The sequence below is a fragment of the Streptomyces kryoterrae genome (genome assembly GCF_054072135.1).
This window is the reverse complement of record NZ_CM133358.1, coordinates 8,315,707-8,336,281: the sequence shown is the minus strand read 5'-3', so window position 1 is coordinate 8,336,281 and position 20,575 is coordinate 8,315,707. Positions and strand designations below refer to the sequence as shown.

Sequence of the window (20,575 nt, the reverse complement as noted above, 5' to 3'; positions counted from 1 at the left end):
TGCCCTCATTCACCGAAACCCCCTGGTGACCGCCCGCACCCCGCGCGACCGTAAGGACATGGCCACCGCAGCCCCCGCCCGTCCACTCCCCAGGACCCAGCCCCACCAGCCGCACGTCCCCGGCAGCCTCCGTCATCTCGGCCCCAACTGGTACGCCCCCGTCATGGGCACCGCCATCGTGGGCACCGCGGGCGCGGGTCTCCCCGGCGCGGACGGCATCCCCGGACTGCGTACCGTCTGCACGGCCGTGTGGGCCCTCTCCCTCGCCCTCCTCCTCGCGGTTCTCTGCGCCCGCGCCCTGCACTGGGCCCACCACCGCGACCAGGCCCGCGCCCATCTCCTGGACCCGGCGACGGCGCCCTTCTACGGCTGCCTCGCCATGGCCCTGACGGCTGTCGGCGGCGGCGCCCTCGTCGTCGGCCGGGACTGGATCGGCCTCCCGGCCGCCCTTGCCCTGGACGCGGTCCTGTTCACCGCCGGTACGGCCGTCGGACTCGTCGCCGCCGTGGCCGTGCCGTACCTCCTGGTCGTACGCCGTGGGACGCCCAGCCCCGTATGGCTGCTCCCCGTCGTCGCACCCATGGTGTCCGCGGCACTCGGTCCGCTTCTCGTCCCCCATCTCCCGCCCGGGCAGGGGCAGAAGACGCTTCTGTTCGCCTGCCTGGCCATGTTCGGGCTGAGTCTGCTCGCGACCCTCGTGATGCTGCCGGTCGTCTTCGCGCACCTCGTCACGACCGGCCCGCTGCCGCTCGCCCTCACCCCGGCCCTGTTCCTGGCCCTGGGGCCGCTCGGCCAGTCCACCACCGCCGCCGGCCACTTCGCCGACCTCGCCCCCGGCGTCGTACCCGTCCCGCACGCAACCGCCGTTGCCGCCGCCGTCCTCTACGGCGTTCCCGTCATGGGCTTCGCGCTGCTGTGGCTCGGGCTCGCCGGTGCGCTGGTGGTGCGCGCCCGGCGCCGGGGCATGGGCTTCACGATGACGTGGTGGGCCTTCACCTTCCCGGTGGGCACCTGTGTCACCGGCGCGGAGAGCCTCGGCCGGCACACCGGGCTCGCCGCCTTCGACGTCCTCGCCGTCGCCCTGTACGCGCTGCTCGTCGCGGCCTGGGCCGGCGCCGGCGCCCGTACCGTCCGGGGCCTGGTCAGCGGTGAGCTGCTCGCAGGGCCTCGCCCAGTACCCGTGGCGCCGCCGCCAGTGACGGCCCGTACCAGGTGAGGTGGCGCCCGCTGACGAGTGCGCAGGGCAGCCCTTCGAACGCCTCGGGGCCGTCCTCGGCCGTGAAACGGTACGGCTCGTCCGGCAGGACGACCAGCCCGGTCCGCGCGGCGGCCCGCAGCTCCTCGACCGGTACGCGCGGATAGCGTTCGCCGTGGTCCGCGTACGCGTTGTCGACGCCCAGCCGCGCCAGCACGTCACCCGCGAAGGTGTCCCGGCCGAGCACCATCCAGGGGCGCCGCCAGATCGGCACGACAGCGGTCGTACGACCGTCGGCTGCCGTTCTCCACCAGCGCTCCGGCGCCGACCACGCCGTCTCCGCCTCGTCCAGCCACCGGGGGCGTGATCCCGCGCCGCACGCCGTCAGCACCCGCTCCAGTTCCCGGAACGCCTGCGGCACGTCCCGCACTTCGGTGAGCAGCACCTCGATACCCGCGGTGCGCAGGGCGGCGAGGTCCGGTGCGCGGTTCTCCTCCTCGTTGGCGACGACCAGATCGGGCGCGAGTTCGACGATCCGCTCGACCTTCGGGTTCTTGGTGCCGCCGACGCGTGCGACGCCGTCGCCGAGGTCGGCAGGGTGGCTGCACCAGTCCGTGGCCCCGACCAGAACACCGGGCACCGTGACCGCCACCGCCTCCGTCAGGGACGGCACCAGCGAGATCACCCTCATGGTCGACCGGTCATCTCAGCGCCGCCCGTCCTGCACCGCCTCGATGTGTTCGGCCACCGCCACCACGATCACCCGGGTGTCCGGCACGGTCGCCCGCCAGCGGTGCCGCACCCCGCCCGTCAGATACAGCGTGTCGCCGCGGCCGAGCCGGTGTGCGCGGCCCTCCGCCTCGATCTCGACAGCGCCGTCGGCGACGTACATCAACTCGTCGTTGCGGTGCTGGAACTCGCGGCCGGTGTCGTGGTCGCCGGTGAACTCCATGGCGTGCAACTGCTGGTGGCCGCGGACGAGGGAGCGCTCGCGGGGCTCGTCGGGGGTGGGTTCGAGGGCGTCCGCGCGGACGACGTCGACGCTGCACGCCGGGTCGGCCGCCGCGAGGAGTTCGACCGCGGTGGTGCGCAGGGCGTCGGCGACCTTCTCCAGGGAGCTGCGGCTGGGCCGCGCCCGCTCGTTCTCGATCTGGCTCAGGAAGGGCACCGAAAGGCCACTGCGTTCGGCCACGACGGCGAGGGTGAGCTCCAGCGTCCGGCGCCGCCGCCGGACGGCCGCGCCCACCCGCAGGGGCTGTTCTTTGTGGTCGCCCATGGGTCCGGCTCCCTCCTCGGCTCGTCGTCGCGTCCCGGTGGTGTACGTCCCATCACAGCGCATCGCGCCGCGTGTTCGGTGGCTGTTCGCCAGATCGTCTCCGAACCATGCACGACGCGTTGTCTGATGACGTTCCCTGACGGGTTCCTTGCACCCTACGCATGTTCGTCAAACTGTTTCACGCGCCCGTCACATCGGTGTCACCCCCCGTCGGGTACGACCTCATGGTTCGCGCCAGCGGTTGAGCCGCCCGGCCCTCCCCGTGACCGTCCACGCGCGCGGGCGGGCGGAGCTGACCAGCGGGACCCACCGACGGGGCGGCCGAGCCGGGGGATGGCCTGGCGCTCCGTGGTTGGCCGGATCCCTCTCGTACGCGGAACGTGACCGTCCGGGAACGCCGCGAGGGGTGGGCCGCACCGGAGACACCCGCACGCGCGCGTGCCTCCCGGCTCGACCCACCCCTCCTGAGCGGCTCCCTCAGTTGTTCGATACCCCGTTCGCACCGCTCTTGCCCTTGGAATCGCCGACCGGTGCCCATTTCTCGGCGAGCCCCGGGTTCGCCTTCAGCCAGGTACGGACGGCGTCCTGTTCTCCGCCCTTGCCCGCCCGCTGGATGCGCGCCTCCAGACCGGTGAGCTGTTTCTCCGTCATGGCGAAGTTCTTCAGCCAGCCGCCGACCTCGGGGTTGTCGTCGGCGAAGCCCTCGCGGGCGAGCGTGTGCACGCCGTCGCCCTTGCCCCAGGCGCCCTTGGGGTCCTTGAGCTTCTTCAGGTCGTAGTCGCTGTACGCCCAGTGGGGCGACCACAGGGTGACGGAGACGGGTTCCTTCTTGGCGTACGCGCGCTTGAGTTCGGCGAGCATGGCCGGGGTGGAGCCGTCGACGACCTGGTACTCGCCGTCGAGGCCGTACTCCCCGAGGACCTTGTCCTTGAGGAGGCCCATCATTCCGGCGCTGGGTTCGATGCCGACGATCCGGCCCCTGAACCTCGACGACTGTCCCTTGAGGTCGGCGAGCGAGTCGACGCCCTTGACGTACGAGGGGACGGCCAGCTCCAGGGAGGTGGGGCCGTACCACTTGCCCAGGTCCTCGATCTGGTCGCGGTACTTCTTCCAGTACTCGGCGTGGGTGACGGGCAGCCAGGAGTCCGTCTGGAAGTCGATCTGGCCGGTGGCCAGGCCCGTGTACAGCGGGCCGGCCGCGTACTGGGTGGTCGTGACGGAGAAGCCGCGCTCCTCCAGGAGCTCCTTCCACAGGAAGGTGGTGGCGATGCCCTCGTCCCAGGGGATGTAGCCGATGCTGACCTTCCTGCCCCGGCCCACGTCCGTCCCGGTGGCCCCGGTGGTCCGCGCGGACGAGCCGAAGATACCGAGGCCGCCGGCGACGAGCGCCAGGACGACCACACCGGCCAGCGCGACGACCGGGCTGGGGCGGTGGGTCCAGAGCTTCGGAGTGCCCGCGGTACGGGCCTTGGCGGCGGCGCGGCGGCCCAGCGGGGACACCCGGGCTGCCGCAGGGCTCGGGGGCGCCCTGCCGGTCGCCCAGGAAGCCGACGAGGCGCTGTCGCCGTACGACGCCGACCAGTTCGCCGTCGTCGGTGAGCACCGCGACCGGGTGGGACAGCCGGGCGCTCAGCGCGCAGAGTTCGGTGAACGGCGTGTCGGGGGTAGCCGTCGGGCAGTCGCAGTCGGCCTCGTCGCCGCGGGTCCGCGGGTCCATGACGGCACCCGCGGTGAGCACGCGGGATCGGTCGACGTCCTTGGTGAAGGAGGCGACGTAGTCGTCGGCGGGCCGGACGAGGATGTCCTCCGCGGTGCCGGTCTGGACGATGCGGCCGTCGCGCATGACGGCGATGCGGTCGCCCAGGCGCATTGCCTCGTTGAGGTCGTGGGTGATGAACACGATGGTCTTCTTGAGGGACTTCTGCAGCTCCAGGAGCTGATCCTGCATGTCCCGGCGGATCAGCGGGTCGAGCGCGCTGAACGACTCGTCCATGAGCAGCAGGTCGGCGTCGGTGGCGAGCGCCCGGGCCAGGCCCACCCGCTGCTGCATGCCGCCGGACAGCTCGTCGGGCCACGAGTCCTCCCAGCCGGCCAGCCCGCACAGGGCGAGCGCCTCGCCGGCGCGACGCTCGCGCTCGGCGCGGGGCACGCCCTGCACGGCCAGGCCGTAGGCGGCGTTCTCACGGACGCTGCGGTGCGGGAAGAGCGCGAAGTGCTGGAAGACCATGCTGATCCTGTTCGCCCGCAGCGCACGCAGTTCGCGGTCGCCGAGCGCGGTCATGTCCTGGCCGTCGAAGCGGACATGTCCGGCGGTGGGTTCCAGCAGGCCGTTGAGCATGCGCAGCAACGTCGACTTGCCGGAGCCGGACAGGCCCATGACGACGAAGATCTCGCCGGGCTCCACGGTGAAGGACGCGTCGATGACAGCGGCGGTGGTGCCGTCTTCTCGTAGCTCGTCGCGGTCGGCTCCCTCTTCGAGCCGTGTCACCGCGTCGCCGGGTCGTCTGCCGAACACCTTGTACAGATGCCCGGCCTCAAGCCTGGATGACAAGGGTGCTCCTCGTGTACTTCGGTCGTGCTCTTTCGGTCGTGTCACTTCGTCGTGTCACTTCGGTCAAGCTCTTCGCTTTCGACGGTTGCGCGAACAACCGGGTTTGCCAGTGGCCGTACCTGCCCCGGCCCCACATGGGCAAACGGAGAAGTGGGCCAGTTCACAAGCCTTCGCATACGTAATGTGATGACCTGCGGGAAGGCCCCTGGAGTTGCCTGGAAGTGGCGCGCGGGGTGACTGTCAGTGGCGTACGGCATGATGCGAGGCGTGACCGGACGACTGATGCTTCTCGACACCGCCTCGCTCTATTTCCGCGCCTATTTCGGCGTCCCGGAGTCCGTGAAGGCTCCGGACGGCACGCCGGTGAACGCCGTGCGCGGGCTGCTCGAATTCATCGACCGGCTGGTCAAGGACCACCGGCCGGACCTCCTGGTCGCGTGCATGGACGCGGACTGGCGTCCACAGTGGCGGGTCGACCTGATCCCCTCGTACAAGGCCCACCGCGTCGCCGAGGAGCGCGAGACGGGGCCGGACGAGGAGGAGGTGCCGGACACCCTGTCGCCACAGGTACCGATCATCGAAGCGGTGCTGGACGCGGTGGGCATCGCGCGCGTGGGCGTCGCCGGATACGAGGCGGACGATGTGATCGGCACGTTCACCGGCCGGGCCGAGGGCCCCGTCGACATCGTCACCGGCGACCGGGACCTGTACCAGCTGGTCGACGACGCGCGCGGGGTGCGTGTCCTGTACCCGCTCAAGGGCGTGGGCACCCTGCAGCTGACCGACGAGGCGTGGCTGCGCGAGAAGTATGGGGTGGACGGGAAGGGGTACGCGGATCTGGCGACGCTGCGCGGCGATCCGAGCGACGGACTGCCGGGCGTGCCCGGTATCGGCGAGAAGACGGCGGCGAAGCTCCTGGCCGAGTTCGGTGACCTGGCCGGGATCATGGCCGCGGTCGACGACCCGAAGGCGAAGCTGACACCGTCGCAGCGCAAGCGGCTCGACGAGTCACGGCCGTACGTCGAGGTCGCGCCCAAGGTCGTCCTGGTGGCCGGCGATGTGCCACTGCCGGACGTCAACACAGCGGTGCCGCGCACTCCTCGCGACCCCGCGATGCTCGACGCGCTCGCTGCCCGCTGGGGACTTGGGGGATCACTGGAGAGATTGCTCACGACACTCGGACACTGAGGCGCCCGCCCGACGTCCCTGAGGCACGATGCACTCGCAGCACTCGCACCTCAGCACCAGGCACGAGGCCCTACCCGGCGCGAGCGACATCGCCGCTCCAGAGAACGCCGCTCTCGTTTTGAGGCATCTTTGCGAAATCGATCGCCTCGGATACCAGGGTTTCACCAGGGGGAGATGCTAACTTAGGTAAGCCTAAGCAGAGGAATAAGGAGGCCGTCATGGCAGAGCGCCCGGAACGCAGGGCTCCGAAGCTCCACTCCGCGCAGGTCGTCCGCACCGAGCGACTGACCCCACACATGCAGCGTGTGGTCCTGGGCGGCGACGGCCTCGCCGAGTTCTCGGCCGGCACCCGTACCGACCACTACGTGAAGCTGCAGTTCCCGGCCGAGGGCGTCACCTATCCACAGCCCTTCGACATGCAGCGCGTCCGCGAGGAGTTCCCGCGCGAGCAGTGGCCCGTGTCCCGCACGTACACGGTGCGCGCCTGGGACCCCGAACTGCGCGAGCTGACCCTCGACTTCGTCCTGCACGGCGACGAGGGCCTGGCCGGCCCCTGGGCGATGCGCGTCCAGCCGGGCGAGACCGTGGTCTTCGGCGGCCCCGGCGGCGCCTACGCCCCGGACCCCGACGCCGACTGGCATCTGCTCGCCGGTGACGAGAGCGCGCTGCCCGCGATCGCCTGCGCCCTGGAGGCACTGCCCGACGGCGCCAAGGCGTACGCCTTCGTGGAGATCGCCGGCCCCGAGGAGGAGCAGAAGATCGACTCCGACGTGGAGGTCCGCTGGCTGCACCGGGGTGAGCGAACCCCGGGCGAGGCCCTCGTCGAGGCCGTACGGGCCCTGGAGTTCCCCGCGGGCCGGGTGCACGCGTTCGTGCACGGCGAGGCGGCCTTCGTCAAGGAATTGCGCCGGCTGCTGCGGGTGGAGCGCGAGGTCCCGCGCGAGGATCTCTCGATCTCCGGCTACTGGCGCCTCGGTCACAACGAGGACGGCTGGCAGGCGTCCAAGCGGGAGTGGAACGCGCAGGTGGAGGCGGAGCAGGAGTCCGCCGAACCGGCGACCTCCTGATCCTCCGCGAGTTTCCGGGGCCCACGACCATCCGGCCCCCACCGGCCCGGCCCCTTGTGGAGCCGGGCCGACGGCGCACCGCCCCGACCGAGCGGGTTTCCCCGGTCGCGGCGACCAGGCGGCCTTGAACTCCCCTCCCCCAGCGCCAGGTTGGCGTTTTCGCTGTTTTCGCCGGCGCAGACGGCGTCGACTGCGCACACCCCCGCATCACACCTTCGCCGTGCGCCGAAGGCACCACGTGAGAGCGTCGCCCAAGCCGGCACGACGCAGCCGAACCTCATCACATCGCCCGGTCGGCGAGCCGCCGCCGGTACGTGAGGACTTGGGTCCCGACTCGACACGGCCGCGACATCCCTGCGAAACAGCGCCTCCCTAATTTCTGTCACCCGACAGGAATTCGCGCCGAAGGCAGGTCCCGCCGTGACCACGACCGCTCCCACCGACGTACGCCCCGATCCCCCGGACCCGTCCGCCGACCGTTCCCTGACCGAGTTCGGCTACCGCCAGGAACTGCACCGGAGCCTCGGCCGGTACGCCTCGTTCGCCGCCGGTTTCTCCTTCATCTCGGTGCTGACGACCGTCTTCCAGTTCTTCGCCTTCGGGTACGCCTTCGGCGGCCCCGTCTTCTTCTGGGCCTGGCCGGCCGTGCTGATCGGCCAGCTGCTGGTCGCCGCGTGCTTCGCGGAACTGGCCGCGCGCTATCCGATCTCCGGCGCGATCTACCAGTGGTCCTCCCGGCTCTCCAACCTCACCTTCGGCTGGTTCGCCGGCTGGATCATGGTGATCGGGCAGATCGTGGTGGTCGCGGCGGCGGCACTCGCGCTCCAGGTCGTCATGCCGGCCATCTGGTCCGGCTTCCAGCTGGTCGGCGACGACCCGGCCCCGACCTCGGCGAGCGGCGCGGCCAACGCGGCGATACTCGGCGTGCTCCTGCTGGCCCTGACGACCCTGGTGAACGTCCTGGACAACCGCGTGATGTCCCTGATCAACCGGGTCGGTGTGACCGCCGAGATCATCGGCGCCGTCCTGATCATCGTCCTCCTGCTCACCCACTCCGAGCGCACTCCCGGCATCACCTTCCACACGGGTACGGCCCTGGAGTCCGGCCTGACCGGGGCGCTGCTGGTGGGCTCGTTCACGGCGGCGTACGTGATGATCGGGTTCGACAGCGCGGGCGAGATGAGCGAGGAGACGCACAATCCCCGGCGCACCGCACCCCGCACCATCCTCACCGCGCTCGCCTCGGCAGGCCTGCTGGGCGGCCTGATCATCCTCGCCGGACTGCTCGCCGCGCCGAGCCTCACCGACGGCCGGCTCGGCGTCGAGGGTCTGAGCTACGTCCTGACGAGCAGTCTCGGTGACGGGGTGGGCCGCGCCCTGCTGGTCGACGTGGTGGTGGCCATCGCGGTGGCGACCCTCGCGATCCAGACGGCGGCCTGCCGGATGCTGTTCTCGATGGCCCGCGACAGCCAACTTCCCTACTCGGCCCGCCTCGCCAAGGTCAACCCGCGCACGGGCATGCCGAGCGCCCCGGCCGTGGTCGTCGGCGTCCTGGCGGCGGCGCTGCTGCTCCTCAACTTCGCCTCCCCGGAAGCCTTCCTGGCCATCGGCACCACCTGCATCGTGATGCTGTACCTGGCGTACGCGATGGTGACCGGCCCGCTCCTGATCCAGCGCCTGAAGGGCACGTTCACCGCCGACGGCACCGACGAAACCGGCAAACCCCTCTTCTCCCTCGGCCGCTGGGGCATCCCCGTCAACGCCCTCGCCCTCCTCTACGGCCTCTTCATGACCATCAACCTGGCCTGGCCCCGCGCAGCGGTGTACGACCCGGCGGGCGGGCACTGGTACTTCCAGTGGTTCACCGTGCTGTTCCTGGTGGTCACGGTGGGGGGTGGGGTGGTGTACCGGGCGGTGAGGGCGCGACGAGGTGCGCTCGGTTCACTTGTCGAGCGTGATGAGTGAGGAGACCGAACGGAATTTTGAACCCGTGGCTGAGGCTTGAGAGATTGGATCAGTCCAGGCCCCTCAACTCCGTGGACCCAGTTGTGGTCATCCGTGCACGTTCAAAGACCATGGCACACAACTCTGGGGCCAGTCCTGCTCTGTCCTGATGCTCAACAGGCCACATCAGCGCGCCACCATGTTCGAGGTCGAGATGCGCCGCCATCCCAACCAGCGTGATCGCACGCCCTGACGAACACCGAGCGGGGCAAACAGGGCGCGCCTGGCAGTACCGGTCGTCCGCGGTCGCTCGTGGTCCCGGAACACCTTCCTGGCGAGGAGAAGTACGGGACCTTCATGCACCACATGGCGGGATGCTCGGACTGCGGATGCGGAAAAGTCCAGTGCGAGGAGGCGACCGAACTCCGGCAGGCGTACACGAGAGCGAGAACCGACGCGATGAAGGTTGGGGTGACGTCCAGTTACCGGAGTGCAGCACGCCAGGGCCCGCCGAGATCGAACGTACCGCCTCAGCAACGTTCCGCTGCCCCGACTGCCGCCGAACAAGCCTGACACAGGCGGCGCAACGGGCGGAGTGGGATCTAGGGCCGCGCATGCGCCCGCTCCATGCGCCGGGGCATACGCCCTTTCCGATGACCGAAAGCCACCGCATCCTGCGAAGCAATGGGCTGTCAGGGCAAGTTGGCGACATGCTCGGGTGTCGCACCTGGGCCCGTGGGGGTGATGCCCGGATGCCCTCGACAGTCGGCAGTGTGCTCCGGGTTCGGCGCGACAAGCTGATCAAGCCGGGCGGGACCGGGTGGCCCATATGAGCAGCACAAATAGGCGTGCCGGGGATGCGACTCTGGAGATGGACCCGATGCGGTTGTATCGTATGGGGGTGCGAATCCGTCCGGGAAGGACGATCTGCTCACCCAGCGAGGCCATCCGGATGTTCGCCAAGGATGCAGTACTTGCTCAAACTCTGGTCTGTGGCGACCGGCGGGTGTCTTCGCACCGGTCGAATATGCGTCGCCGGGCGTACGTTTCGTACACCACTCGCAAGGTCCTGGCCAACATCTCCGCTGAACGTGAGCGTTACGAGGCCCCCTGCCCGACCACCGACGACGCGGCCGCTGCGGCAGTGAGGCGCCTGTCCAGTTCCGGGCTTCTATGCACTGCATTCCAGGGATGCCCACCTCAAGTTCGTCAGCTACTCGTCGTGAGGAGACATCGCTATGCCACCTCTTGAGCTCGACGTTCCATTCGCCCTACGAACAAACCCACGACTGGCGCATGCTCTGCCAGAACATGTGCAGCGGCTGCGGAACTTCTGTCTGCCGGAGAAGGTCTATCTGGCCCAGCGGTGCCCCGACATCGTCGGAGGGTGGTGGCCTGAGGCAAACGGAGAAGAACTGGACCTAGGGCTGGACTTCTTCGCCTGGCTGTTCCTGGTCGACGACGCCTTCGACGGCCTCAATGCTCAGGACGCAGAGAAACTGATCAAGACATTCACCGGCGTCATAGAGGGTGCTGGCGGCAACGGCGATGGCCGGGTCGACTTCTTCGCCGATGTGTGGGACCGCCAGTGCAAGGGGATGTCAGCCCGATACCGCAGGCGCGCGGCAGACAACTGGACAAAGGTGTTCGACGCCCTCCTGACGGAGGTTGTCAACATCGCGGAGAATCATTTCCCCACGATCGAGGAGTACCGAGATATCCGGTACCGGTCCGGATACATGCCCCCCATACTCGACATGACTGAGCGCCTACGAGGTTTCGAGTTGACGCCCGAGGTCTACGCCGATCCAGTGTTCCGAACCCTCTACGACGCGAATGTGTGGTGTCTCAACCTGGTCGATGACCTGTTCTCGTTTGAGAAAGAGGCAGCTCAGGGAGAGCCTCACAACATGGTGCTCGTCATCGAGCGTGAGCGTGGCTGCCCACGGCCGGAGGCAGTCAATGCGGTGGTGTCCATGCTGGGTGGACACCTCACTGACTTCCTCACAGCGGAATCCCATCTGTCTGCCGCGCTGGAAACTCGTGGCGTTTCGCTGACGGACAGGGCGAAGACCTACGCTTTCGTCGACGACCTGCGATCGAGCTGCGCGTCCTCCTACTACTGGTGCCGGAGTTCCCCCCGCTACACCGGGGAGATGGAGTGGCTGAGCTTCCGCGACGAATGAGCCAACACTGTTGATATCCGCTGACATCACTGGTCGGCCGCCCCCAACCAAACGCGGCCGACAACATTCGGGATCGCAACCAGCGACGTGCCACCGTCGGTACAAGGCCACGTATTGCTCGTCCTCAGGGCAGCATCGCAGGAGGTACTGACGGCTTGGGTACACCTACCCGGGCCCGCGGCCTCGCGCCGACTGCACACCTGGCCTGCTTGGACGCCCGGAAGGGGAAGCCCGACCCTGCCCCTGGCCGGGGCCGGAATGTCAGCCGATGCACGGGCTCAGAACCAGGTTCGCAGCCCTACGGCACGAGCGAGCGACCTCATCTGCGGCCGGGCCTCAGTGGAGGTTCACCCCCGCCCCGTCGGTGAACGTTTGCGCTGCCGGGACCGCGGACAGCCCGATGCGCGAGCGCCGGCCGGTACCCGACGGATACGACGGACGTCGAATCGGTCGTCGTGTGCCCGCTGCTGCCCGTGCCGGGTCGGATGTGTGGCCGGGTCGGCCGGCCCGAAGGCGGCGTTCTGCCACTGGCTCGATGGGAACCACCAAGGGGAGGGTGGAGATGCGATGCGCGTACAGAGGGTGCTGACACCCGAGTCGACGACTGAGTCTTGGACGCTGCTGGGGGATGATCTGCGGCCGGTCGGTCCGGTAGAGCCGTTCCTGGCCTACCTGACGGCGATCGAGCAGTCACCGAATACCGTCAAGGCGTACGCCCATGATCTGAAGGACTGGTGGATCTGTCTCGACGGCCGCGGTCTGGGCTGGAAGGCGGCGGAACGAACGCAGTGATCGACCCCTGCTGAACCTCAAGGAGTGCCCGCACCACTCACATCAAAGGGCCCACCAGCAATACAAGCGACATCCTGCCGAGCGTGCGCGACTGGCCAGGCCCGAAAGAAGGTACAACACCCCGGTCGCGGCTTCGGTGGTGAGTCCGTACTGCCGAAGCTCGTCGGTCTCAGACCACGGCCCGGCGGCCTCGGCCAGGGAGACATGCGTTGCCGAGGCCAGCGCCTCCTGGAGGGTGTCGGACACACTGACGATGAAGGCGCTCTCGGCTTCGGGGGAGGAGAGCAGTTGACCAGAGCGGGGACGCTCGGTTGCCTCGTCATAGGTGCAGCCGGTCAAAATCGATTCGAGCTGAACCATCACAACGACCGGATCGACGCCCTTGAGCGGCACTACGTCAAACCTTGCCGTGTCCGGACCGCCAGGCTGGTCAAGAACGCGGACAGCCGTGCCGTCGTCGGAGGCCGAGAAATATTCGCACATCACCATGCGGTGATCCTCGCATCCAGGACTGACAGGGTCGCAGTCGGCAGCAACGCCACCAACTACCGCCAGTCCGCCCAGCGACTCGCACCCGGCGACACGCCGGGCAGCTGAATTTCATGACCCCGAGCACGGGCGTGTTCTGTTGCGTCGAAGACAATATCCGCATCGCATCGCCGCAGCTCGAACGAATGGTCATCGGACAGGCTCAAGGCAACGGCCGCAAGCGGCACGTCTCAGTCGACCCGCTCGGCCCGCTGCTGGGCGTGCCGGTCACCACCGCGGATGTCGGCGACGCCGCCCGGATTCTGCTTGAGCAGGTGGCCGACGCGCACCAGGTCGGCTCTCGATCCGGGCCGCTGGCGCCACACCGGCAGACTTGTCGAGTGCTGTCTGGCCACGCTCGTCCTGGGTCGTGTCGATCGTCAGGCGCAGCGACGACATGCGCGGCTTTGTGGCGATGTCCAAACGGCGGATCGTTGAGCAATTCTTGGTCCACATGATGCGCACCCGCCGCCTGGCACGCCCATGCCCCGGGCGAGCGTGAACTGGCCCGGTGCCGACTCGACCGCTGAGCCACGGACGACCAGGCGTATCACTCGGGTGACTTCGGCGCCTCCACGCTCCCGCGGAATCACCGAACCTATACCTGACCACCGGAAACGCCGCCATCAGGTTCGGAAGACACCAGCCGCTCAGGAGAGTCCCGATCCATTCAGCTTCAGGTGCGTCATGCCGCGGTCGCGCCCCCGTCTGCTGCCAGAGCTTGCCCCGTGATGAAGGAGGCGTGATCCGAACAGAGCCAGGCTGCGGCCTGCCCGATTTCATCGGGACGGCCAACCCGGTCCAACGGCTGCATGGCGCGGGCCTGTTCCTCGCTGAGAGCGCCCAGCCGAATGGCGTCGTCAAGCATCGGAGTACGGACCACTCCGGGGCATATGGCATTCACCCGGATTTCCTGAGAAGCACACTCGAGCGCCGCGGCCCGAGTGAGCCCGACCACCCCGTGTTTAGCCGCAACGTACGCGGAAAGCCCCAAACCTAATCCGACCAGGCCGGCGAGGGAGGAAGTATTGACGATGGCGCCGCCCGTAGCGGACATCTGGCGGATCTCAGCCCGCATACACAGCCACACTCCAGTGAGGTTGACTCCGATGACCTCCTGCCAGTTTTCCATCGAGGAATCAGCCAGTGGCTTGATCTGGCCATCGATCCCGGCATTGTTGAACGCGCAGTCCAAGCGGCCGAAGTGTGTCACGGCGGCCTCGACCATGGCGGCGACCTCGTCGGGCTGCCGTACATCGGTAGTGATGAAGTGGGCCTTGCCGCCTGCTCGTTCCACGAGTTCGACGGTCTTCTTGCCGCCCGCGGGGTCGATGTCTGCCAGCAACACCTGAGCTCCATGGGCGGAGAAGACCTGTGCTGCCGCACGGCCAATGCCCGAGCTTGCTCCGGTGATGAGGGCTGTCTTGCCTTCCAACAACTGGCTCTTGTCCGAATCCATGGAATACCCCTTCGCTGCGGTGGAGGCTCAAGAGTTGCCCCATCGCTCTGGAGAGCTATTGGCAAGCACGTTCCAGGGGATTGACAGATGTGGTCAGCGGTGGCTGCGGTCGTGCCAACGCGGAGTGGCGTCTCTGGAAGACCGTGGCGGACGCGGCACCAAGGACATGCCCAACAACGGATGGTCAAAACGGCTCAGCCCTCGCCTTCCAGGGGCACTGGGCGTGTCCGGACGGCGTGCAAGATCGCCGAACGCCAGAGCACGCGGCGCATGAGCTCGTAACACGATCTTATCGAGGTGCCCTGGTCGGGCGGGACTGGTGTGACGATCCGGCATTCGTGAGCTGTGAGTACTCGGCCGTTACCTCGGCCGGCAGGATGGCTCCGTAGAACCCCACATCTCATGGGGATCGTCAGCTGGAGGTGTTGTGCAAGGGCGTCTGCGCGAGGGCGCGACGCTTTTCGACATCGCCTCGCTCCCTGTCAGTGCACCCTCGTACGCTTGATCGTGATGAGACGCAGAAGCCCGATCCCTCCATCCCCCCTGCCGCAGCACGAGGGGGTGGATCCGGTGCGCGTACGGTTGCCTGCCGGGGACGAGTGGGCGACCGTGCGAGATCATCTCGTGGCGCGGCTGGCGGCCGAGGCCGGGGTGATCGACGGAATGCTCGACGCGGGGCGGATCGTGGACGTCGCCGGTCATCCGGTGCCGCGAGACATGGCGTACGTGCCGGGTATGTTCCTGTGGTTCCACCGGGACCTGCCCGACGAGGAGCGCGTACCGTTCGAGGTCGGCATCGTGTACCGGGACGAGCACGTGGTGGTGGCCGACAAGCCGCATTTCCTGGCCACAACCCCGCGTGGAAGCCACGTCGCCGAGACGGCCTTGGCACGACTGCGGAAGCAACTGGGCGTCCCGACACTCGGCGCGGCACACCGGCTGGACCGGCTGACGGCCGGGCTGGTGCTGTTCATCGTCCGGCCCGAGGAGCGCGGCGCGTACCAGTCGCTGTTCCGGGACAGGCGAGTGGCGAAGGAGTACGAGGCCGTGGCATCGTACGACCCGGAGCTGGCCCTTCCCCGTACCGTGCGCAGCCGGATCGTCAAGGAGCGTGGGGTCTTGGCTGCCCGCGAATGCGACGGTGAGCCCAACGCCGTCAGCCGGATTGAGGTTCTGGAGCACCGGAACGGGCGTGCCCGGTACCGGCTGACACCGCGTACCGGGCAAACGCACCAGCTGAGGGTGCACATGAGCACGTTGGGGGTGCCGATTCTCGGCGATCCCCTTTACCCCGTGGTGACCGGCCCCGTAGCGGTCGGCGACTTCCGGCGCCCGCTCCAACTGCTCGCACGGGTGCTGGAGTTCACCGATCCGATCACAAGGTGCGAGCACCGGTTCGTCAGCCCGCGCGTGCTGCGGGCCCACTCGTCGTACGACGAGTGGGCCGGGTAGCCCCGGCGCCCGGTCGGCTCAGTCGCCGCGCCACCAGCGAAGGAGGCGCCGGAACACCCCTGGCCGGCGGGCCGGTTCGGGCGTCGCCGCCAGCGTCGAAGCGGCGGACTCCGAAGTTGTGAGCCCTGAAGCGGCGGGCTGTGACTGCACCGTTCCGACCTGCATGTTCTTCGAATGCTGCGGCGCGGCAGGGTTGATGGAGGGCTTCTGCGTGACGTCCTGCTGGGGCTTCGGCGCGAACTTCACAGGCAGTTCCGCCAGGTGCCGGTTCGAGATGGACGCTCGCCAGCGCAGCTCGTGCTCTTCGCAGTCGAGTTGAATGTCTGGAAGGCGGGTCAGCAGCGCATCGACGCCGACGTCGGCGATGGCGCGGCCGATGTCCTGGCCCGGACATTCATGGGGACCCCCGCTGAAGGCGAGATGGGAGCGGTTGCCCTGCATGTTGGCCTTGAGGTTGGGACGCACGCGTGGGTCGACGTTGCCCGGCGCGATGCCCAGGAGGAGGCCGTCTCCCTTGCGGATTCGCTGTCCACCCAGCTCGGTCTCCTGCTTGGCGAAGTAGCCCAGGATGGAGCTGAACGGTGGCTCGTCCCACAGGGACTGCTCGACCGCCTGGGGCACCGTCATCTGGCCACCGTTGAGCTGGGCGCGGAACCCCGGGTCGGTGAGCACGACCCGCAGTACGTTGGCGAGGAGGTTGGCGGTGGTCTCGTACGCGACGATCAGGACGACGCGCAGGTGCTGACCGACCTCCTTGTCGTTGAGCTGCGCCGGGTGGTTGATCAGCTGGCTGGTGAAGTCCTCTCTGGCTTCGGCTCGGCGGCGGACCGTGAGCCGCGTCAGCACGTCCATGATGTACGCGTTACTGGCGATGGCGGTCTCAGTGCCCTTGAGCATGTCGCGAGCGGCATGCACGATCCGGTTGTTGTACTCGTCGGGCATGCCGAGGATCTCGCACATCACCGCCATCGACAGGTGCTCGCAGAACTGGCTGACCAGGTCGGCGCTGCCCTCCTCGCAGAATTTGTTGACGAGGAGCTGAGTCGCGCGGTTGATGTGGCGGCGGAGGCCCCGGTGGTCGATGGTCGACATGGCGCCGGTGACCGCTCCGCGCAGCCGCAGGTGCTCGTCGCCCTCGGCGTGGCAGCAGATGGGCTCCCAGGCGATGTGCGGCATGAGCGGGTGATCGGGCTTGACCGTGCCGTCCTGCAACGCGGTCCACAACCGGGTGTCCCGGCTGTACTGCGAGGGGCTGCGCACCATGTGCATGTTCTCGCCATGCCCCAGCACCACCCAGATCGGCACATCGTCATGCAACAGCGCAGGCGCCACCGCACCGTGCTCGGCCCGTAGTTTCTCGTACACGGCTCCCAGGTCCTCCGCCTCGGGGCCGTACAGCCGGCGCAGTCCGCCGGGGCCGGTGCCGTGGGCGGGGCAGCCGGGGGGTGGGCTGAGGGCGGTGTCGTCCGTGTCGGTCAGGGAGTGGGGCTCAGGCGTCACAGTGATCGCTCCGAAACTGAAGTGGATCCGGGGTCAGAAGAGTTGGTGGATTGCTGGGTGCGAGGTGTCGCCCTCAGACAGACGCCTTCGTCAGCTCCAGCGAGTGCAGAAACCGCATCAGCGTCATGAGCGTGTCCCTGCTGGAGGCCCGGCGGCGCGCGTCGCACTCCACGATGGGGATCTCCGGGGCCAGGTCGAGAGCCGAGCGCAGGTCCTCGACCGGGTAACGGGGCGCGTCCGGAAAGGAGTTGACGGCGATGACGAAGGGCACGCCCCGCTCCTCCAGTCGCCCTATGACGTCGAAGCTCACTTCCAGGCGCCGGGTGTCGATCAGGACGACCGCGCCGAGGGCACCTTCGAACAGGCCGTTCCACAGGAACCAGAAGCGTTCCTGGCCCGGGGTGCCGAACAGGTACAGCACCAGTTGGTCGGTGATGCTGATGCGGCCGAAGTCCATGGCCACGGTGGTGGCGGTCTTGGAATCGGAGCCGTAGTTGTCGTCGACACCGATGCCGGCCTGCGTCATGGTCTCTTCGGTGGTCAGCGGCCTGATCTCGCTGACCGAACCGACCATGGTCGTCTTGCCGACACCGAACCCGCCCACGATCACGATCTTCACCGCGGCCCGGGTGCTGTGCGGCAGGCGGTCCTCGGTCCGTGGACCTGTGATGGTGTCAGAGCTTTTGGAGTCCATGCATCACCGCTTCGAGGAGGGAACGGTCGGCCAGCGACTGACGGATGAGCGGATCGCGCGCCTGGACCAGTTCGGCCGTCAGCAGCTCGGTGAGCAGGACGGTCACCACGCTGAACGGCAGGTTGAGGTAAGCCGAGAGCTCGGCCACCGACAGGGGTGCCTTGCAGAGGCGGAGCAGCGCCGACTGCTCCGGCGGGGCGGCGGGCGGGGGTTCGGCGCACGCCACGATTAACGTGACGAGGTCGAGCGAGGCGCGCTCGCCGCCGGGGGCCGCGCCGGTGAGCACATAGAGGCGTTCGGGGTTCTTCCGCTCCCTTTCCTTGCCCTTCGTGCCTTCCTGGCCCGTTCCGCCCTCCGCACCGGGTGCGCTCTGCTGGAGCTGCTCGGGCGGAGGTTCCTGCTTGATCGGGTAGCGCCGTCGGCGCTGCGGAGGAGTCATACGGTCTGCCCGTTCCTCCGGGGCGGACTGGTGAGGTGCTCGCCGATACGGACGACGAGGTCGCGCATGTGGTTGCTCATATTGCCGGGCTCGGCGATCACGTTGGCGAGGACCGCGAGGTAGGCGTTGGGGCCGGCTGCCATCAGGTAGAAGTAGCCGCCCTTGACCTCGATGATGACCATGCGCATGGTGCCGTCGCTGTCCGGGATCTCGTGCGCGACGGCGCCCGCGAGACTCTGCAGCCCAGCGCAGGCGGCGGCGACACGGTCGGCGGCGTCGGGGTCGCCGCCGTAGCGCGCGATGCGCAGACCGTCGGCGGAGAGCACCACGATCTGCTGGATACCTGGTACGCCGTCGGCGAGCTCCTTGAGCATCCAGTCGAAGTTGGCTCGCTGCGAGATCACTTGAGGTCCCCCTCGTCGTCGGCCTCGGCGTGGGCCGGCTGCTGGTTGGTCGCGCTGGCTGCGGTCGGGTCTTCCCGGTGGCCGCCGAAGGCCGCCCGGTCGTCCGGGTGGCCGTCGAGGCCCCTGGAGCCGGCGGCCGGGAACCCGGTGAAGTCGACCGCGTCGTCCGGATGACCCGAGAACGTCGTCGGGTCGTCGGGGTTCCTGGTAAAAGCCGTGGGGTCCGGGTCGCCCTTGAGGCCCTCCATGAACGCCTCGACCCACAGGCCCGGCAGGGGCTCCTCGTCCTGATCCTGCTTCTGCGACTCGGGCTCCCACAGCTTCCGGAGCTCCGGGTCTGCGTCCATCTCGGCCTCGGCGGCCCTGGAGCGGGCGTACCGCTCGCTGAGCGGGGTCTTGACCCGGCTGCGGCGCTGGGGCAGACCGTTCTCGGTCCACTCGGTGACCTCCGGGACGTCGTCCTCCATGGAGACCGACGCCGGGATCCGCGGGCCCGTCGTGGGGCGGCGCTTCTTGGGCGGGCGCTTGGGGCCTTCCAGCGCGCCGAGCTCGATCTGCGGTGCGGCGGTGGCGCCGATGCCGTGCGCGAGGCCCGGGGCGGGGTCGCTGGTGAGCATGTCGGACGGCACGACCAGAACGGCGCGGACACCGCCGTACGCGGACTGCCGGAGCGAGATCTGCATCTTGTACGACTCACACAGGCGCCCCACGACAGCGAGGCCGAGGCGCGGGGACTCACCGAGGTCGTTGAGGTCGAAGCCGGCCTGTGCGCGGGCGATCATGACCTCGGCGCGCTTGCGGGACTCCTCGCTGAGGCTGACGCCGGCGTCCTCGATCTCGATGGCGATGCCGGTCTGCACCTCGGTCGCGGTGACGTGCACCTTGGTGTGGGGCGGCGAGTAGCGCGTCGCGTTGTCGAGGAGTTCGGCCGCCGCGTGGATGAGCGGTTCGACGGAGTTGCCGTCGACGTTGACCTTCGCGATGGAGGTCAGCTCGATGCGGCGGTACTCCAGGATCCGGGACATCGCACCGCGCAGCACGCTGTACAGCGCGACGGGCTGGGGCCACTGGCGTCCGGGCCGGCCGCCGCCGAGCACGGAGATGGAGTCGGCGAGGCGGCCGATCAGCGCGGTGCCGTGGTCGATGCGCAGGAGGTCGTCGAAGACCTCGGGATTGCGGCCGTGGTCCTCCTCCATCTCCCGGAGTTCGTTGGCCTGCTGGTGGACGATCGCCTGAACGCGCCGGGCGATGCTGACGAACGCGCGCTGCGCGCCGTCCCGCATGGCCTCCTCGCGGTCGATGACCTCCAGGATCTGCTCCAGCAGCTTGCGCTGCGGTACCGGGAGTTCGCGGTACGGGGAGTCCGGCCCACGCAGTTCGCGAATCACCCCTGTGGGTGAACCGGCACCGCGCAGCAGATGGAGCCCGTACGGCAGGACTTCCTTGCCGAACCGGTCGAAGTCCTCGTCGTGGGCGGCGATGCGCCGCTCCAGATACGCGGTGTGACGGGCGTGCTCGGCCCGCAGGGTACGGACGGTGCGGCCACGGCGGACCACTTCGGCGGCGACCGCGACGACCAGGACCGTGGCGATGGCTCCGCACCAGCCGACGGCGGCGCGGGCCGGCCCCGTCACCAGGGCCGCAGCGGTGCCGGTCGCCCCGGCCATCGCTATGGCGGGTAGCAACAGCACGCGCGCGTAGGGAAGTTCACGGCCACCGGGAGGCGATTGAACACTCACCATGTATGCCCTCTGAGACAAATCGGCTGGGGTTGGGGGAGCTTGCTGTGGGGTACGTCTGGGGATTGTCTGGATCTTCGGTATTTTTGGGAACAAGCGCACGAATACATCCCAACTCGGTGCGCTGCGGGCGAGCTTAGTCCGACCGGATCAACGCCGTG

At 68.6% G+C, this 20,575-nt stretch carries 17 protein-coding genes and 2 pseudogenes; 7 read left to right on the top strand and 12 right to left on the bottom strand.

All coding sequences use genetic code 11. The features are described from left to right. The first annotated feature begins 58 nt into the window (after positions 1-58). The gene (locus ACW4TU_RS37020; protein ID WP_457420564.1) at positions 59-1,216 is read left to right on the top strand and encodes a TDT family transporter; all 1,158 of its coding nucleotides are present in this window, start codon (positions 59-61) and stop codon (positions 1,214-1,216) included. Here ACW4TU_RS37020 and ACW4TU_RS37015 read toward each other — a convergent pair. The 4 genes and pseudogenes from ACW4TU_RS37015 to ACW4TU_RS37000 all read right to left on the bottom strand — a co-directional run. Further along, on the bottom strand, positions 1,143-1,886 hold the full coding sequence (locus tag ACW4TU_RS37015; protein WP_457420562.1) for a helical backbone metal receptor: 744 nt from the start codon (positions 1,884-1,886) through the stop codon (positions 1,143-1,145). The two genes, ACW4TU_RS37020 and ACW4TU_RS37015, sit on opposite strands and share 74 nt — an antisense overlap. 15 nt (positions 1,887-1,901) lie before the next feature. Then, a complete protein-coding gene (locus tag ACW4TU_RS37010) occupies positions 1,902-2,471 on the bottom strand; it encodes a helix-turn-helix domain-containing protein (protein WP_457420560.1) in 570 nt (189 codons plus the stop codon). Positions 2,472-2,948: 477 nt separating this feature from the next. Beyond that, positions 2,949-3,974 (bottom strand): annotated as a pseudogene (locus tag ACW4TU_RS37005) (glycine betaine ABC transporter substrate-binding protein); the annotation flags it as partial. Then, positions 3,973-5,022 (bottom strand): annotated as a pseudogene (locus ACW4TU_RS37000) (quaternary amine ABC transporter ATP-binding protein); the annotation flags it as partial. The pseudogenes ACW4TU_RS37005 and ACW4TU_RS37000, both read right to left, overlap by 2 nt. Positions 5,023-5,280: 258 nt before the next feature. Here ACW4TU_RS37000 and ACW4TU_RS36995 point away from each other — a divergent pair. The 5 genes from ACW4TU_RS36995 (at position 5,281) to ACW4TU_RS36975 (ending at position 12,199) form a co-directional block, all read left to right on the top strand. Continuing rightward, positions 5,281-6,210 carry a 5'-3' exonuclease gene (locus ACW4TU_RS36995; protein WP_457430508.1) on the top strand — a complete coding sequence of 310 codons (930 nt, stop codon included), beginning with the start codon at positions 5,281-5,283 and terminating at the stop codon, positions 6,208-6,210. Positions 6,211-6,428: 218 nt separating this feature from the next. Next, positions 6,429-7,277 (top strand): siderophore-interacting protein, encoded by an 849-nt coding sequence (locus ACW4TU_RS36990; RefSeq protein WP_457420558.1) that lies wholly within the window; start codon positions 6,429-6,431, stop codon positions 7,275-7,277. Between the two features lie 420 nt (positions 7,278-7,697). Next, positions 7,698-9,242 carry an amino acid permease gene (locus tag ACW4TU_RS36985; protein ID WP_457420556.1) on the top strand — a complete coding sequence of 515 codons (1,545 nt, stop codon included), beginning with the start codon at positions 7,698-7,700 and terminating at the stop codon, positions 9,240-9,242. 1,217 nt (positions 9,243-10,459) lie between these two features. After that, positions 10,460-11,407: a terpene synthase family protein gene (locus ACW4TU_RS36980; RefSeq protein WP_457420554.1), complete on the top strand. Its 948-nt coding sequence runs from the start codon at positions 10,460-10,462 to the stop codon at positions 11,405-11,407. A gap of 567 nt (positions 11,408-11,974) precedes the next feature. Then, a complete protein-coding gene (locus tag ACW4TU_RS36975; RefSeq protein ID WP_457420552.1) occupies positions 11,975-12,199 on the top strand; it encodes a hypothetical protein in 225 nt (74 codons plus the stop codon). Between the two features lie 42 nt (positions 12,200-12,241). Here ACW4TU_RS36975 and ACW4TU_RS36970 read toward each other — a convergent pair whose 3' ends face one another. The 3 genes from ACW4TU_RS36970 to ACW4TU_RS36960 form a co-directional block, all read right to left on the bottom strand. Then, positions 12,242-12,688, bottom strand: coding sequence for a hypothetical protein (locus tag ACW4TU_RS36970; protein ID WP_457420550.1), 447 nt, complete (start codon positions 12,686-12,688; stop codon positions 12,242-12,244). Between the two features lie 230 nt (positions 12,689-12,918). Further along, positions 12,919-13,083: a hypothetical protein gene (locus ACW4TU_RS36965; protein ID WP_457420548.1), complete on the bottom strand. Its 165-nt coding sequence runs from the start codon at positions 13,081-13,083 to the stop codon at positions 12,919-12,921. A gap of 329 nt (positions 13,084-13,412) precedes the next feature. Beyond that, a complete protein-coding gene (locus tag ACW4TU_RS36960) occupies positions 13,413-14,186 on the bottom strand; it encodes a glucose 1-dehydrogenase (RefSeq protein ID WP_457420546.1) in 774 nt (257 codons plus the stop codon). A 510-nt stretch (positions 14,187-14,696) separates the two neighbouring features. Between ACW4TU_RS36960 and ACW4TU_RS36955 the strand changes: the two genes are divergently transcribed. Beyond that, positions 14,697-15,638, top strand: coding sequence for a pseudouridine synthase (locus ACW4TU_RS36955; protein WP_457420544.1), 942 nt, complete (start codon positions 14,697-14,699; stop codon positions 15,636-15,638). Between the two features lie 18 nt (positions 15,639-15,656). Here the strand turns inward: ACW4TU_RS36955 and ACW4TU_RS36950 are convergent, their stop codons facing one another. From ACW4TU_RS36950 to ACW4TU_RS36930, 5 genes are all read right to left on the bottom strand, one after another. Then, positions 15,657-17,138, bottom strand: coding sequence for a cytochrome P450 (locus ACW4TU_RS36950; RefSeq protein WP_457420542.1), 1,482 nt, complete (start codon positions 17,136-17,138; stop codon positions 15,657-15,659). A 73-nt stretch (positions 17,139-17,211) separates the two neighbouring features. Continuing rightward, on the bottom strand, positions 17,212-17,832 hold the full coding sequence (locus ACW4TU_RS36945; RefSeq protein ID WP_457420540.1) for a GTP-binding protein: 621 nt from the start codon (positions 17,830-17,832) through the stop codon (positions 17,212-17,214). After that, entirely contained in the window at positions 17,813-18,271 is a 459-nt protein-coding gene (locus ACW4TU_RS36940) for a DUF742 domain-containing protein (protein WP_457420538.1), read from the bottom strand. The genes ACW4TU_RS36945 and ACW4TU_RS36940 overlap by 20 nt, the downstream gene beginning before the upstream one ends. Further along, positions 18,268-18,675, bottom strand: coding sequence for a roadblock/LC7 domain-containing protein (locus tag ACW4TU_RS36935; protein WP_457420536.1), 408 nt, complete (start codon positions 18,673-18,675; stop codon positions 18,268-18,270). Before ACW4TU_RS36935 ends, ACW4TU_RS36940 begins: the two co-directional genes overlap by 4 nt. Continuing rightward, positions 18,672-20,417, bottom strand: coding sequence for a sensor histidine kinase (locus tag ACW4TU_RS36930; protein WP_457420534.1), 1,746 nt, complete (start codon positions 20,415-20,417; stop codon positions 18,672-18,674). The genes ACW4TU_RS36935 and ACW4TU_RS36930 overlap by 4 nt, the downstream gene beginning before the upstream one ends. Positions 20,418-20,575 lie beyond the last annotated feature (158 nt).

Coding starts and splice junctions, on each gene's coding strand:
- ACW4TU_RS37020 (WP_457420564.1), top strand. CDS start 59: ATGGCCACCGCAGCCCCCGCCCGTCCACTCCCCAGGACCCAGCCCCAC.
- ACW4TU_RS37015 (WP_457420562.1), bottom strand. CDS start 1,886: ATGAGGGTGATCTCGCTGGTGCCGTCCCTGACGGAGGCGGTGGCGGTC.
- ACW4TU_RS37010 (WP_457420560.1), bottom strand. CDS start 2,471: ATGGGCGACCACAAAGAACAGCCCCTGCGGGTGGGCGCGGCCGTCCGG.
- ACW4TU_RS36995 (WP_457430508.1), top strand. CDS start 5,281: ATGCGAGGCGTGACCGGACGACTGATGCTTCTCGACACCGCCTCGCTC.
- ACW4TU_RS36990 (WP_457420558.1), top strand. CDS start 6,429: ATGGCAGAGCGCCCGGAACGCAGGGCTCCGAAGCTCCACTCCGCGCAG.
- ACW4TU_RS36980 (WP_457420554.1), top strand. CDS start 10,460: ATGCCACCTCTTGAGCTCGACGTTCCATTCGCCCTACGAACAAACCCA.
- ACW4TU_RS36975 (WP_457420552.1), top strand. CDS start 11,975: ATGCGCGTACAGAGGGTGCTGACACCCGAGTCGACGACTGAGTCTTGG.
- ACW4TU_RS36970 (WP_457420550.1), bottom strand. CDS start 12,688: ATGGTGATGTGCGAATATTTCTCGGCCTCCGACGACGGCACGGCTGTC.
- ACW4TU_RS36960 (WP_457420546.1), bottom strand. CDS start 14,186: ATGGATTCGGACAAGAGCCAGTTGTTGGAAGGCAAGACAGCCCTCATC.
- ACW4TU_RS36955 (WP_457420544.1), top strand. CDS start 14,697: ATGAGACGCAGAAGCCCGATCCCTCCATCCCCCCTGCCGCAGCACGAG.
- ACW4TU_RS36945 (WP_457420540.1), bottom strand. CDS start 17,832: ATGGACTCCAAAAGCTCTGACACCATCACAGGTCCACGGACCGAGGAC.
- ACW4TU_RS36940 (WP_457420538.1), bottom strand. CDS start 18,271: ATGACTCCTCCGCAGCGCCGACGGCGCTACCCGATCAAGCAGGAACCT.
- ACW4TU_RS36930 (WP_457420534.1), bottom strand. CDS start 20,417: ATGGTGAGTGTTCAATCGCCTCCCGGTGGCCGTGAACTTCCCTACGCG.